The 14173-nt window shown below is 68.0% G+C and carries 13 protein-coding genes, 1 tRNA gene and 1 pseudogene; 4 read left to right on the top strand and 11 right to left on the bottom strand.

The annotated features are described in order from the left end of the window. Positions 1–2 precede the first annotated feature (2 nt). The 5 genes from D5S19_RS02970 to D5S19_RS02950 all read right to left on the bottom strand — a co-directional run bounded on the left by D5S19_RS02970 (position 3) and on the right by D5S19_RS02950 (position 6158). Complete coding sequence (locus D5S19_RS02970) at positions 3–1469, bottom strand: peptidoglycan D,D-transpeptidase FtsI family protein (protein ID WP_120021775.1); 1467 nt, start codon at positions 1467–1469, stop codon at positions 3–5. Next, positions 1466–2956, bottom strand: coding sequence for an FtsW/RodA/SpoVE family cell cycle protein (locus D5S19_RS02965; protein ID WP_120021774.1), 1491 nt, complete (start codon positions 2954–2956; stop codon positions 1466–1468). The genes D5S19_RS02970 and D5S19_RS02965 overlap by 4 nt, the downstream gene beginning before the upstream one ends. Then, the gene (locus D5S19_RS02960; protein WP_120021773.1) at positions 2956–4335 is read right to left on the bottom strand and encodes a PP2C family protein-serine/threonine phosphatase; all 1380 of its coding nucleotides are present in this window, start codon (positions 4333–4335) and stop codon (positions 2956–2958) included. The genes D5S19_RS02965 and D5S19_RS02960 overlap by 1 nt, the downstream gene beginning before the upstream one ends. Then, complete coding sequence (locus D5S19_RS02955; RefSeq protein WP_120021772.1) at positions 4332–4793, bottom strand: FHA domain-containing protein FhaB/FipA; 462 nt, start codon at positions 4791–4793, stop codon at positions 4332–4334. Before D5S19_RS02955 ends, D5S19_RS02960 begins: the two co-directional genes overlap by 4 nt. 102 nt (positions 4794–4895) lie before the next feature. Beyond that, complete coding sequence (locus D5S19_RS02950) at positions 4896–6158, bottom strand: FhaA domain-containing protein (RefSeq protein WP_120021771.1); 1263 nt, start codon at positions 6156–6158, stop codon at positions 4896–4898. Between the two features lie 130 nt (positions 6159–6288). On the opposite strand from D5S19_RS02950, the gene D5S19_RS02945 reads away from it, so the two are divergent. The 4 genes and pseudogenes from D5S19_RS02945 to D5S19_RS02940 all read left to right on the top strand — a co-directional run bounded on the left by D5S19_RS02945 (position 6289) and on the right by D5S19_RS02940 (position 9994). Further along, a tRNA-Leu gene (locus tag D5S19_RS02945) sits at positions 6289–6371 on the top strand. A gap of 342 nt (positions 6372–6713) precedes the next feature. Further along, the gene (locus tag D5S19_RS31560) at positions 6714–7205 is read left to right on the top strand and encodes a hypothetical protein (RefSeq protein WP_147397314.1); all 492 of its coding nucleotides are present in this window, start codon (positions 6714–6716) and stop codon (positions 7203–7205) included. A gap of 437 nt (positions 7206–7642) precedes the next feature. Further along, positions 7643–7747, top strand: a pseudogene (locus D5S19_RS34295) (IS30 family transposase); the annotation flags it as partial. A gap of 267 nt (positions 7748–8014) precedes the next feature. Further along, entirely contained in the window at positions 8015–9994 is a 1980-nt protein-coding gene (locus tag D5S19_RS02940; RefSeq protein ID WP_120021770.1) for a hypothetical protein, read from the top strand. Here the strand turns inward: D5S19_RS02940 and D5S19_RS02935 are convergent. The 6 genes from D5S19_RS02935 to D5S19_RS02910 form a co-directional block, all read right to left on the bottom strand. Then, on the bottom strand, positions 9957–11165 hold the full coding sequence (locus tag D5S19_RS02935) for a hypothetical protein (RefSeq protein WP_120021769.1): 1209 nt from the start codon (positions 11163–11165) through the stop codon (positions 9957–9959). The two genes, D5S19_RS02940 and D5S19_RS02935, sit on opposite strands and share 38 nt — an antisense overlap. Then, positions 11165–11602 (bottom strand): hypothetical protein, encoded by a 438-nt coding sequence (locus tag D5S19_RS02930; RefSeq protein ID WP_147397313.1) that lies wholly within the window; start codon positions 11600–11602, stop codon positions 11165–11167. The genes D5S19_RS02935 and D5S19_RS02930 overlap by 1 nt, the downstream gene beginning before the upstream one ends. A 34-nt stretch (positions 11603–11636) precedes the next feature. Further along, positions 11637–11972 (bottom strand): hypothetical protein, encoded by a 336-nt coding sequence (locus tag D5S19_RS02925; protein ID WP_120021767.1) that lies wholly within the window; start codon positions 11970–11972, stop codon positions 11637–11639. Positions 11973–12009: 37 nt separating this feature from the next. Beyond that, positions 12010–12756 (bottom strand): S1 family peptidase, encoded by a 747-nt coding sequence (locus tag D5S19_RS02920; protein WP_120021766.1) that lies wholly within the window; start codon positions 12754–12756, stop codon positions 12010–12012. A gap of 132 nt (positions 12757–12888) precedes the next feature. Next, a complete protein-coding gene (locus D5S19_RS02915) occupies positions 12889–13644 on the bottom strand; it encodes a S1 family peptidase (protein WP_120021765.1) in 756 nt (251 codons plus the stop codon). Positions 13645–13769: 125 nt separating this feature from the next. Next, a complete protein-coding gene (locus D5S19_RS02910; protein WP_120021764.1) occupies positions 13770–14144 on the bottom strand; it encodes an FKBP-type peptidyl-prolyl cis-trans isomerase in 375 nt (124 codons plus the stop codon). Positions 14145–14173: the final 29 nt, after the last annotated feature.

Below are 14173 nucleotides of genomic sequence, written 5' to 3'. Positions count from 1 at the left end.
GGCTATCCACCCCCGAGGCGGGCGGCGATCGCGGCCCGGCCGATCTCGGCGGCCACCGAGCCACCGGTCGCGGCCAGCCCGCGGTTACCGCCGTTCTCGACGATGACCGACACCGCGATCTGCGGGTTGTCCGACGGGGCGAAACCGGTGTACCAGGCGTGCGGCGGGGTGTTCTTGGAGTCGGTGCCGTGCTCGGCGGTGCCGGTCTTGGACGCGATCTTCAGCGCCGGGTTCTTGCCGTTGCCTTTGGTGAAGCTCTCCGAGCCGATCATCATGTCGGTGAGGATCTTGGCGTTGTCCGGGGACAACGCGGGCTTGCCGGTGAGCTGCTCGGGCTCCACGTCCTCGATGGTGGACAGGTCCGGGGCCAGGATCGACTGCACCAGCTGCGGTTTCATGGCCATCCCGCCGTTCGCGACGGTGGCCGAGAGCATGCAGTCCTGCAACGGGGTGAGCCGCACGTCGCGCTGGCCGATGCCGCTTTGGTAGAGCGCGGGCGGCGAGTCGAGCGGGCCGACGGTGGAGGGCGCGACCTTCAGCGGCACCGCGAGATCGCTCTGGCCGATGCCGAAGTTCACCGCGGTCGCCTTCATCTTCTCCGCGCCGAGCTGGCCGGAGAAGGTCGCGAACGGCACGTTGCACGAGTGCGCCAACGCGTCCTTGAACGTGTGGCCGGGGCAGGTCTCGCCCCCGTAGTTCTCCAGCGTCGTGCTCGTGCCCGGCAGCTGCACGTTCGGCGCCGTGCTCACCTGGGTGTCCGGGCCGATCCCCGCCTCCAGCGCGGCACTCGCGGTGACCAGCTTGAAGGTGGACCCGGGCGGGTAGTTCTCGTTGGTCGCCCGGTTCAGCATCGGCTGCGCCTTGTCCTTGGAGTACTTGTCCCAGGAGGCGTTCTGTTCCTTGCCGTTGTGCGTGGCCAGGGCGTTCGGGTCGTAGGACGGCGTGGACACCATCGCCAGGATGCGCCCGGTCTTCGGCTCCATCGCCACCACGGAGCCGGTGTAGCCGTGCTTGGTCATCAGGTCGTAGGCGGCCTTCTGCACCTTCGGGTCGACGGTCAGCTTCACGTTCCCGCCCCGCGGATCACGGCCGGTGACCATGTCCGAGAGCCGGCGCACGAACAGCCGCGGGTCCGAGCCGTTGAGCACGTCGTCCTCGATGCGCTCCATGCCGCCCGCGCCGTAGTTGATCGAGTAGTACCCGGTCACCGGTGCATACATCGCCCCGTCGGTGTAGTTGCGGGTGAAGTTCAGCTTGTCGCCCGAGGGCTTGACCCCGGCCAGGATGGTGCCGTCCGGCGCCACGAGCTGGCCGCGCTGGCGGGAGTACTCGTCGTAGAGCACCCGCCGGTTACGCGAGTCGGTGCGGTACGTGTCCGCCTTGATCACCTGCACGAAGGTGTCGTTGGCCAGCAGCAGGACGATCATCAGGAGCATCGCCATGCCCACCTTGCGCAGGGGGGTGTTCACGCCATCCTCCCGTTCTTTTCGTCGCGTGCGGGCGGGCGCTGCACCAGCACGGTGTGCGCGTCGGAGATCGGGGCCTGCCGCGTCTGCGGCGGCTTCGGCCGGGTGGCCGGGCGCCGTGCCGCGTCCGAAATGCGCAGCAGCAGCGCGACCAGAATGTAGTTCGCCAGCAGCGAAGAACCACCCTGGGACAGGAACGGCGCGGTGATGCCGGTTTCCGGGATCAGTGCGGTCACGCCACCGATGACCACGAAGATCTGCATCACCATGGCGAAGGAGAGCCCGCCGCCGAGCAGCTTGCCGAAGGTGTCACGCACGGCGAGCGCACTGCGCATCCCGCGCATGGCGATCAGCAGGTACAGCATCAGCACCGCGGCCAGCCCGACGAAGCCGAGCTCCTCGCCGATCGAGGAGGTGATGAAGTCACTGCTCGCCTCGGGCACGATGTCCGGCCGTCCGGCGCCGAGGCCGGTACCGCCGACCCCGCCGGTGCCGAGCCCGAACAGGGCCTGTGCGATCTGGTACGACCCGCCCTGCGCGTCGTAGCGCGGGCCGAGCGGGTTCAGCCAGTTCTCCACCCGCTGCTGGACGTGCTCGAAGAGGTTGAACGCGATCAGGCAGCCGGCCACGAAGAAGGTCAGGCCCACCACGACCCAGATGACGCGCTCGGTGGCCAGGTAGAGCATCACCAGGATGATGGTGAAATACAGCAGCCCGCTGCCGAGGTCCTTCTCCAGCACCAGGATGATCACCGCGGCGGCCGCGGCGATCAGGATCGGGCCCAGGTCCCGGGCACGCGGCAGTTCCACCCCGAGGAACTTCTTGCCCGCCACCATGAACAGGTCCCGCTTCGAGACCAGGAACGAGGCGAAGAAGATCATCAGCAGGATCTTCGCGAACTCACCCGGCTGGATCGAGAAGAACGGCAGCTTCACCCACACCTTCGCGCCGTTCACCTCGGACAGGCTGGCGGGCAGGATCGCGGGCAGCGCCAGCGCGACGATGCCGACCAGGCCGAAGATGTAGCCGTAGCGGGTCAGCGTGCGATGGTCGTTCACCACGATCAGCACGGCCACGAACAGCGCCAGCGCGACCACGGTGAACAGCACCTGGTTCGTGACGCCGGGGCTGTAGTCCCTGCCCGCCTGCGCGGCGGTTTCCGCCTTGGCCAGGTCGATCCGGTGGATCATCACCAGGCCGATTCCGTTGAGCAGAGCCACACACGGCAGCAGCACCGGATCCGCGTACGGCGCCCAACGGCGTACCGCCAGGTGCGCGGCGGCGAGGATGCCGAGGTAGGCCAGCCCGAGCCAGAGGATGGACAGCGTCAGTGCCTGCTCCTGGTTGGCCTCCACCAGCACCAGCGCGATGGTGACCAGGCCCGCGGCGAACGCGAGCAGCAGCATTTCGGTGTTCCGGCGGGTCGGCAGATCCCGCGGCGGGTTGGTGGTGAACTGCGCGGAGGCCGGGTCGGCCAGCGGCTGGCCCATCAGTTTCCGCCTCCTGTCGACGGCGTCGTACCCGACGTCGCGCAGTCCCTCCCCGGAAACTGGTTCTCCGACGTCGGCTCGCCGGGCGAGGGCGGAGCGGCACTGCTGCCCTGCGGTGCCCCGGTCGGAGCGGACTGCGCCGGCTTGCAGTTCACGAGTTGCTTCTTCAGCCGGAGGAAGTCGTCGATGTACTTGCGGGCGTCGTCGAGGCTGTCGCGCTTGACCCCGTTCTTCACCAGCGACCGCGCGTCCTCCTGCAGGGCGGGCACGCGCAGCTTGTCGGTGCACAGCTGACCGGGCGGGCACGAGCCCTGCTCCAGGGTGTGCAGCTGGATGCCGAGGACGCTGCCCGGGACGCCGCGGTAGATCACGACCTCCTCGTCGGGGCCTTCGCCGACGTAGTACTGGCTGAGCACGAAGTACCGGGTGGCGATGGCCGCCGCGGCCAGCACCACGAGCACTACCACCGCACCGACCAGCCAGCGGAACCGCTTGCGCTGCTTGGTCTTCGGGTCTTCATCCGGGCCCGGTTCCGGTTCCGGCCGCGCTACCGGCGCGGGCTGGGTCAGCGCGCGGGCCCGTGCCGCGGGCGAATCGCCCTGGTGCAACTCGTCGCTGCCGTCGCCGGCCGCGCCGCCCACGATCGGGGCGTCGTCGCCGAAGTCGACGTCCACCACGTCCGCGATGATCACCGTCACGTTGTCCGTGCCGCCGCCCTTGAGCGCCAGCTCGATCATCCGATCGGCGCAGTCCTGCGGGTCGGCGATCTGGACCGCCTCGGCCAGCGTCTCGTCACTGACCATGCCGGACAGCCCGTCCGAGCAGATCAGGTACCGGTCACCGGGACGGGCCTCGCGCACGGTGAGACTCGGCTCCACCTCGTGCCCGGTGAGCGCCTTGAGCAGCAGCGACCGCTGCGGGTGCACCGCCGCCTCCTCGGGCGTGATGCGACCCTGTTCGAGCAGTTCGTTGACGAAGCTGTCGTCGCGGGTGATCTGCGCGAACTGCCCGCCGCGCATCAGGTAGGCCCGCGAGTCGCCGACGTGCACCAGCCCGAGTCTGCTGCCGGCGAAGAGCACCGCGGTCAGCGTGGTGCCCATCCCGTCGAGATCGGGGTCCTGGGCGACCAGTTCGGCGATTGCCGCGTTGCCGTTCTGCACGGCGTCGCGGAGCTGGGCGAGCAGGTCGTCGCCGGGCTCGTCGTCATCGAGCGGGGCGAGCGAGGCGATGACGACCTTGCTGGCCACCTCGCCCGCGGCGTGCCCGCCCATTCCGTCGGCGAGTGCGAGCAGGCGGGGGCCGGCGTACACGGAGTCCTGGTTGTTCGAACGCACCAGGCCCCGGTCGCTGCGGGCCGCGTAGCGGAGGACGAGAGTCATGGGCGAAGCTCGATCACCGTCTTGCCGATCCGGATGGGGACTCCGAGCGGGACCCGGAGTGGTGCAGTGACCTTAGCCCGGTCGAGGTAGGTGCCGTTCGTCGAACCCAGATCTTCCACGTACCAGTCCTCCCCGCGCAGGGCGATGCGGGCATGGCGGGTCGACGCGTAGTCGTCGTCGAGGACCAGCGTCGAGTCGTCGGCCCGGCCGATCAGGATCGGCCTGCCGTCGAGCGCGATGCGGGTGCCCGCCAGTGCCCCATGGGTCACCAGCAGCTGCTGCGGGGCCTTGCCACCCCGCGGCTTCTTTTCTTTGTTACGGCGAAAGGACGGTACCTGGACCCGGATGCCGGACGCGGCGTACAGGTCCGAGCGCACGACCCGCAACGCGGCGAACACGAAGAGCCAGAGCAGCACGAGAAAGCCCACCCTGGTGAGTTGAACGACCAGCTCTGGCACTTGTTGTGTCCGCTCCCGCCTCTTGCCTGCAAGCCCGAGGTGCGCGCGCACCACGGATCCCCCGCACGACAATTCTGCGGGAACCCCGTCGACCGGCTGCGCTCAGCCCTGGGTTCGGAACACCAGGGACGAGTGACCCACCCGGATGACGTCGCCGTCGGCGAGTTGCCAGGTCTGCACCGGGGTGCCGTTCACCGTGGTGCCGTTGGTCGAGCCGATGTCGGCGAGTGTGGCGCTCTGGCCGTCCCAGGTGATCTCCAGGTGCCTGCGGGAGACCCCGGTGTCGGGCAGCCGGAAGTCGGCGTCCTGGCCCCGGCCGACCACGTTGCCGCCCTGCTTGAGCGAGTAGGTGCGGTTGGAGCCGTCGTCGAGCTGCAGGCTCGCCGCGACCGGGCGGCCGGCGGGGGCCGGCGGCTGGCCATAACCACCCTGCTGGCCGTACGGGTCACCGCCCGGCGGAGGAGCGTAGCCCGCTTGCTGGGTCTGGCCGTACTGGTCGTAACCACCCTGCTGCGGGGGCTGACCGTAGCCCTGGTCGTACGCGGGCTGACCGCCCGGCGGGGTGCCGTAGCCACCCTGCTGCGGTGCGTAGCCGCCCTGGTCGTAGCCCCCCTGCTGGGGCTGGCCGTACTGGTCGTACCCGCCCTGCTGGGGAGGCTGGCCGTAGCCCTGGTCGTAACCACCCTGCTGGCCGTACGGGTCGCCGCCCGGCGGAGGGGCATAGCCCCCCTGCTGGGGCTGGCCGTACTGGTCGTACCCGCCCTGCTGCGGGGGCTGCTGACCGTAACCCTGGTCGTAGCCACCCTGCTGGCCATAGCCCTGGTCGTACCCGGGCTGCTGGCCACCCTGCTGTCCGTATCCGTACTGGCCCTGCTGGCCGTACTGGTCACCCTGGTCGTATTGGCCGTATCCGGGGGGCTGGCTCATTGCTGGGTCTCCTGCGTTGCTGGGTCGTGCCGACCGTGACGAGCCACCGTCCGCGCTGGCGCGGGCGTCGGGATCGACGGACGAACGGGTCTTGAACTGTCCAGTATGCAGCGCCTCGTTGCGCTCGAGTGATACGACGACGTCACCATAGGTGTCCCAGCCCTGCGCGGCGAGGTGTTCCGCGACGGCTCTGGCGAGAACTCCGGTGACCCGTTGTTCGTCTCCGGCCATGCGCTCGTGATCAGACGACCCCAACGACACGATGTAGTGATTCGGGGCGAGCTGCCGACCGCCTGCCAGCTCACGTACGTTTTCCTCGCCTTCCCGCTCGAGTGCCGCCGCTACTTCCTGGGTGACGACACTGCCACCGAACATGCGCGCGAAGGTGTTCCCGACCAGCTTCTCGAGTCGTCTGTCGAAACGCTCAACGCGGCCCACCGGGACTGACCTCCTCACACGTGTGCTTCCGCACCCGATCCTATCCGGGAGAGGAAGGGTTCAGCAGACCCCCGGCGAAACCGGCTGACGGACCCTGCTACGCTTTGCGGGCTGTCAGAGAGAAGCACTCGGGCGAGTGGCGGAATGGCAGACGCGCACGGTTCAGGTCCGTGTGTCCGAAAGGACGTGAGGGTTCAACTCCCTCCTCGCCCACCGTGTTCGAGCCCCCAGCCGCTAGCGCGACCGGGGGCTCTTCCCGTTGGTCGGTCGTGGTGTTTGCCCGGGGGCCGAGCCCCCGGAGCCCCGCGGGGCGGTGGGGGCGTGGGGTTTGTCTCACGGGGTGGGCGGGCAGCTCAGTCCGTCGGGGCAGGAAGCAGGACCGCGAGCAGACCTCATCAACCGGCAGGTCACGGCCTGGATTCCGGAACCAAACGGTACAACAATCGCGGTTGTGTCGATAGCGTCACCGTCGTGGCGGGACTGGGAGCATGTCTGCGACCTTGCTCTCGGTCTCTTCGATTCATTCGTATGGGAGAACCAGGAGGAACCGTCGTCGTGATCCTCAAGGACGCGCAGGGCGGTGTCTGGAGCGTCGGTCGTGTCCGATGGTTGGGCACGAGACAATGGATACCTATCAAGAATCCCCGTGAGCTGCTGCCATCTGGCGGCTTGACGGGCGATTTCGTTGAGCTGGCGTTCTTGGCTCTCCTTGTGCTGGTCGTATTGATTCCGATCATCCTCGGCACACTTGAATACTTGGTCAAATTGCTGTTCCGCCCGCTTCGCCTGCTTTTGCAGCCATCAGCTCGAGCGGTCGGCTGGGGATTCGATCTTGTTCAGGTGGTTCCGACCGGCGCGCCGGTTGATGCGAATATCTCACCCGTTCGCATGCATATCCGTGTATCCACGCGAGTCAATGCTCGATACCTGCGCGGGCAACTCCTTGCACTGTTACCTCAAGGTGGTGGTCTGCAGAATTTTCGGGTATCAGAAGAATTTCGAAAAGTTGAGGCGACTTGTCAGGTGGACCAACAATCTACAATCTGAGAACAGATGTGAAGGCTTCGCTGTTCCACGACGCATCGTCAGTCGACTTGTCGGCCCGTAGTAGCATGTGGTCTTGGGTTCGGTGGGTAAGGATGGTCTCATCGTGCGCCGGATGTTGACTTTGGTTGATCGGGAGAAGATCTCCCGTGGCCTGGTGGAGGCGCTGCCGTATAAGGATATTACGGTCCGGGTTGGTCGTGACGCGTCAATGGTGCCGGGTGAGGTGGCTCGTCATGGAGGCGGCGGTTGTCGGGCGGGCACGCCCGAAGTCGCTGGCTGTGGACGTGTGGGCCAGCGTGCCGAGAGACGGTGATCCGGTTGTTGCGCACGTGGTCGCCCGCGTCGCTGGGACGGTGAGTCGCGAGGCGATCTGTCAGGGGTCTGTCCCGGCGCACTGCATAATGACGCGGCCACGGGTTGCCGACTTTCTCCGCGCCCCGTACTCACCCTGGAGCGGGGCAGCACCGAGAACCTCAACCGGATCGTCCGCGAGTACTTCCCAAAAAGGGGTTGAGATCACGAGTGACCCGCACTACCTCGCCGCTGATAACGCAACGGCTCCGCCTGTATGGAGGGCGTATTGCGAATCTGCCGGCCGGGGAACGGTATAGCGGTCTTGAAGCTGAGTGAAGAGGAAGACGTAGCTGTCAAAAATCACGCGCTGGTGCACGGGGAAGGGTGGTCACGATTCGAATGAAGACACGCACCCCGCTGCACGTGTCACCGCGCTATCAGCACGCCCGCAAACCCCGGCACGGATCGTGATCTTTCCGGTACTCTGAGCCCACGGACGTCCAGGGCGGGGGAGCATGAGCGACGGCAACTTCTTCGACGGCACAGCGCATACCGTCTTCCAAGGGCGGGATGTCTACGGCGGTGTGCACTTCCATCCGCCCGCCGGGCCGGTGGTGGCGCCGGCTCGGGTGCTGGAGCCGCCGCGGCATTATCGGAACAACGAGGTCCAGCTGGGTGAGTTGGGGCGGATTCACGACGAATTCGCGGACGGGGTCGCGGTGGCGATCGTGCTCGGGGCGCCGGGCAGTGGGCGCAGCACGCTCGGGCAGTGCTGGGCGTATCGCAACCGGGAGCGGTTCCCCGACGGATGTTTTTCGGTGCGGATGGGGCGGCGGGCGGTCACCGATGTGCTCGCCGAGCTTTTGGAGCTGAGTGGGCACAAGGCTGAGCAGCTGCCGGCCAGTCTCGAGGCGCGGTCGGCGATGTGGCAGCGCTGGAGCGGGGACAAGAAAATCGCGCTGCTGCTCGACGACGCCACGAGCGCCGCGCAGGTCCGGGCGGTGATGCCGACGGGGGCCGGGTCGATGGTGCTGGTCGTCGAGGCGGGTGGGCTGGCGGAGTTGCGGCGCCGGCATTCCGCGCGTGACGTGCGGCTGGATCCGTTGACCGACGAAGCGGCGCTCGGGGTGCTCACCGAGCTGGCGGGCGCGGAGCGGCTCACGGAGGAGCCTGGGCGGCTGGCCGCGCTGCTGGAAATCTGCGGGGGTTCGGCGGCGGAGCTGACGGTCGCCGGCGCCATGCTCGCGGAAGCCACCGAATGGTCGATCGAGTACCTGATCGGCCGGATCAAACGCAAAGGCGGGCTCGCCAGCGCGGTGTTCGACGTCGCCTACGACCGGCTGGTCGAGGGCTCGCAAGCCTGCTATCGGGCATTCGGCGCGCATCCCGGCGACGGTGACCTCGCGCCGGAAACCCTGATGGCGGTCCTGAGCCTGGACCTCGACGACGTCCAGGACGCGCTCCGGCAGCTGCGCCGGGCCAACCTGATCGAGCCCACCGGCGGTGGCCGGTACCGGATGACCGGGCTGACCCGGTTGCACGCGGCCAAAAAAGCAGGCGGACTCCGGGAAACGCTGGTCGCGTACTACGCGGCGACCGGGCTGGCGGTCGCCGAGCGGGTCGGGGCGCGAGGATGGAACAAGGCGCTTTGGCCGGGGTTCCCAGTGGACGGGCGCAGCGCGGAAGCCGCCCGTGGCTGGCTGCGTGTGGAGCGCGGGAATCTGGTCGCGGCCATGGAAAACGCCGAACCCGAGGACGTTTGCCGGCTTGCGCTGGCGTTGTGGCCGGTGCATCAGGCCGGTGGGCGGACCAGCGAAATGATCGCGGTGAACGAGCTGGGTATCCGCGCCGCGCAGGTGTGGGGATCGAAGGTCGCCGAGTCGGTTCTTCGTACCCAGCGCGGATTTGCGGCGCGTCAGGCGCGGGACTGGGACACGGCGTACACCGAGTTCGGCCGAGCGGCCGAGCTGGCGCGTGAGGCGGGTTCGGTGACCGCGGAAGCCAGTGCGGTCGAAGGGCTTGGGCTGGCATACGTCGACGTGGGTGCGCCGGAAGCGGAAGAAACGTTGCGGCACAACCTCAAAGTCGCCGAAAGGCTGGGGATCGAGCGCCGGATCGCGGTGGCGGAAATGCACCTGGCAAAGGTCGTCGCGCCGGCGGAAGCGGTGGGGTTGCTCGACAGCGCCGAGCGGGTGTTGGGGTCGGAGCCGTCGAATCGGGTCAAGATCCTGCTGTGGCGAGGGCGGACCGCGATGGCGGCCGGCGACCTGGACGTAGCGGTGGAACTGTTCGCCCGCGTCGCGGAGGAAAAGCAGGCGTATCTCGAACGGATCTCCGCCCACCGCGGGCTCGCGGAAATCGCGCGCACGCGGGCCGACGTCGAGCAGGCTCGGGCCTACGCGGAGGACGGGTTGAACATCGCCCAGCTGCGGGGATACACCGCCGAAGCGGCCGAGTTCATGGAGTGGCTGGCGCGGCTGGACGATCATCGATGAGCACGGTCAGCCGTACCTGATGGCGAACGCCGGCGGCGGTGAACGAGAGTTCGTCGGGGATCGAACCGAGAGTGTGCAGCACTGACGGAACCACCTGCGGCAGCTCCGGGGTGGTGAACCCGACGAGCAACCCGTCGTGATTTCCGGCCCACCAGCCGGTTTCGGCTGGGCAGGCGGCCCATTCGCAGCCTGGGAGGGCACACAAGGTGGCCGCAATCCACCGCGCCGGATCGGTGGCGGGGCCGCCGAGGATGACGCTCGCCTGTTCCAGGAGACGCGGATCCGGTGCCTCGGTGGTGACCACGAGGTGCGCGTCCGCCGGAAACACGTCGTCGACGGCCGCATACCGGACCACTTCGTCGTCGATGACGCGTACCCAGTGGGCCGCTGGCTCCTGGCGCGGGACTTGGACGATGGGGAACGCGGTGAAGCTCGGCGTCCGTTTCGGCGGAGTCAAGCGCAGCGTGCGGTATCCGAGGTCGACCATGCGGGCGGCGAATTCCCCCGGCGCGCTGGTGGCGAGGGTGACGACTTTGTCCAGTACGGCCGGAAAAGCCATTGCATCGGCGACCTGTGCGGCGAAGCCGGTGGTGGTGAGCTGGGGCGCAGTCCGTAGCAGGGCGGCGATCGGGGATGCCGGGTCGACTGTCTCATGTGGAGCGTTGGCGAGCAGGACGGGAGTACCCAGGCACGCGGAGTAGAACGTCACCGAGCCGTGGTCCCCGACGGTCACATCCGCGGCCACCGCGGCTTGTTGCCACAGGTCTTCTCGCGGCAGCACGGTGACCCCGGATCGGCGGCAATGCGACAGCCACTGATTCAGCTGCCACGACTGGTGGCCCTGCTCGATATTGGGGTGCAGCGCGACCACGATGGCGAATTCGTCGAGCGGCAGGTGCGCGGCCAGCCGGGCGGGCAGGTCCGGATCGGTGCCGTACAGCGAATCGGCGCCCCAGGTCGAGGTGAGGAACAGCAGCTTCCGCCCGCCGTGCACGCCGAACATCTGCCGGTACGTTTCCCGCAAGGGCAGGCTGGCCCGCAACCGGTCCAGACAGGGATCGCCCGCCACGATCGCCCGGTCGGCCGCGGACGGGCAGCTGAGCCGGAGCCGGTCGAGCTGCTCCTCGTGGGAGAGCACGAGATGCGCCGGCACCACCGAACCGCCGTGCATCAGCCAGTGCGGAGAAAGCCCGAAGACCCCGCTTTCCCGCTTTCCCGCTTTCCCGCTTTCCCGCTTTCCCGCTTTCCCGCTTTCCCGCTTTCCAAGAATTTATTGTATCCCATTCCGTGTGGCAGCACGGTCAAGGGGCCACGCAGTTTGTGCAGGTCACCGCCATAACTGGCGGACACCGTCCAATCGAATCCGCCCTGCACGGCCTCTTTCCAGGGCAGCAGCCGGATACCGTGGGCGGCAAGATATTCGGCCGTGCCGCCGGTGAATGCGCTGGAGCCGGGGCAGGTGAAGACGAACTGGAGCCGGTGGTCCCCGGCGAACAGGGAGAGCACGTCGAGCAGCCGGGTGGCGGCGGTGACGTTGTGCACCACGCCCAGGACGGCGCGTTCGGTTCGCACGGTCCGCCAGCGGGATGGCACGGGCAACGATGGCACGGAGAGCGATCCTACTGAGCGCTCTCCGTGCCGGTCAGAGATTGACGTTGCCGTGTACGTCACCCATCTGGACAACCTTGGCGCCCTCGGCCACCTGGCCGACGTGGTTGTGCACCGCGGTGCCGCCTGCCGACTGGTGGACCTCGAACGTGCTGCGCAGTTCCGTGGCGAAGGCCGGGTCCTGCCTGCCTTCGGTGTCCAGGCGCTCGGCGAGGGCCTGGATGCTGGCCGGATTGCCGGGGTTCGCCGCCTCCAGGGTGGCGACCGCCTTCTCGTCCTTCGAGAACCTGCGTTTGACCAGTTCGTAGAGTCCGGTCGCCGCCTTCGTGGCCAGTGCGGTCGCGACGGCGGTCAGGATCGGCTCGGGCATCGGCGCTCCTCGGGTCGGCAGTCCCTGACCACGGTACTCATTTCGCGTTCGCGGCGATCCAGTCCGCGAGCACGTCCACCCGCGAGGTCGTCTCGGTGCTCGTGTGCGGGCAGTCCGGGCCGTTGGTCTCGATCGAGATCAGCTGCCCGCCCGCGCCGGACGGCACGAAGTACGGGGCACCGGAATCGAAAGCGCAAGCGCTGGTGTCCGCGGCGGGCGAAACCCCGTGCACGGTGACCGTGGCGGCGCCGACCGTCGTGATCTTGACCGTGCCCTGCTGCAGCTTGGTCGACGGGGTCGGCTTGGTCGCGGTGAGGCTGCCCCAGCCGGCCAGGGTCAGCTGCTGCCCGGTGCCGGGGACGAGCTTGTTCACGGTCAGCGGGGTCACCTCGGTGACCGGGCTGTCCAGCTTCGCCAGCGCGACGTCGTTCGGCCCGGCCTGCAGCACCTGGGTGACCTTGCGGGTGACGCCCTTCTCCTTCTGCTCGTCGACGAGGCCGAGGGTCACCGTGGTCGGGTACGGCACCGGGCCGGAGACGCGGTTGCGGTGTGCGTCGTGGAAGCAGTGTCCGGTGGTGAGAATCCATCCCGGCGAAACGAGAGCGCCCGAGCAGACGCTCCCGTACGCTCCGCCGTTCGGGCTCGGGATGCCGGTCATGGTCACTTTGGCGGCGAAGCCGTACTGGCCGGCCGGTACGTCGGACCCGTGGGCCACGGCGAAGGCCGGCCCCGCGGTCAGGATGGGCAGGAAAGCTGCTGCGGTGATGGCGGCGCGGACGCGCATTCTGTCCCTTCGTCGGTCACCGGCGGCGTGCCGATGCTCGGCCATCCACGCTAACCAGCCTGGTCTCGACGCGAAATTCCCTTGTCGAGCGAAGGAAAAGCGCCGTTCAGGTACTTGACCGGGTGGACGTCCTCACGCGATGTGTTCGCAGATCCAGTCCTCTACCACGTCTGCGCGTGCCGTGGTCTCGGCTTCGGTATGCGGGCACTCCGGGCCGGTCGACTCGATCGAGACGAGCTTGCCGCCATCGCCCTCCGGAATGAAGTACGGGGCGCCGGAGTCGTAGCTGCAGGCGCTGGTGTCGTTCTTCGGGGCGCTGCCCTGCACGGCCACCGTGGTCTCGGCGACCTCGGTGACCTTCATCCGGCCCTGCCGCAGTTTGGCCGACGGGGCCCGGTGGGTCGCGGTGAGGCTGCCCCAGCCGGCCAGCGTGAGCTTCTCGCCGAGGGCCGGCGCTTTCCTCCGCACCGACAAGGAAGTGATGTCGGTGACCGGCTTGTCCACCTTCGCGAGCGCGATGTCGTTCTTGCCTGACTGGAGTACGTCGGTCACGGTGCGGGTCTCGCCGAGCCCGTCCCCTTGCACGGTCGTGCCGAGCAGTACCGAGGTCGGGTACGGCACGGGGCCGGAGACCGGGTCGCGCTGCGCATTGTGGAAGCAGTGTCCGGCGGTGATGATCCACTGCGGTGCGATCAGCGCGCCGGAACAGGCGCTGTCGTACTTGCTGCCGTCCGGCTTCGGGATGTCGGTCATGGTGAGTTTTGCGGCGAAGGCGAACTTTCCTTGCGGAACGTCTTCGCCGTTGGCGACTGCATAGGCCGGCATGGCAGAGATCACTGCGAAGCCGACGGTGAGAACGGCAGCATAAACTGCGGCGCGAATGCGCATCAAGAACTCTCCGAGGGGAAATGAACGTGATGTGCCTCAGAGGGTGACAGGGGAACCAATTACTCCGAACGTGGGCAACAGCAAGGGTGCCCCTACGGTCACCCTTGCTGCCTGTTCGTCGTGGTTCAGCTCGCGTCGACCAGGTCGACGACGAAGATCAGCGTCTCGTTGGGCTTGATCACGCCACCCGCGCCGCGTTCGCCGTAGGCGAGGTGCGGCGGGATGACCAGCTTGCGGCGGCCGCCGATCTTCATCCCGGTCACGCCCCGGTCCCAGCCGGGGATGACCTGGCCGGAACCCAGTTCGAACTCCAGCGGCGCGCCCCGGTCGTAGGACGCGTCGAACTGTGCGCCGGTCGAATGCGAGACTCCGACGTAGTGCACCGAGACGTTGTTGCCCGGGACGGCTTCGGCGCCGTTCCCGACGGTCAGGTCGGTGATCACGAGGTCGGCCGGCGGTGGCCCGTCCGGGCGGTCGATTTCGGGCTTTTGCAAGGTCATGGGCTCACCGTACCGACGGAGTCCCGACT

The organism is Amycolatopsis panacis, assembly GCF_003600245.1.
Taxonomy (GTDB): domain Bacteria; phylum Actinomycetota; class Actinomycetes; order Mycobacteriales; family Pseudonocardiaceae; genus Amycolatopsis; species Amycolatopsis sulphurea.
The sequence above is the reverse complement of the archived record's forward strand: the minus strand, read 5'-3'. Positions and strand labels throughout refer to the sequence as shown.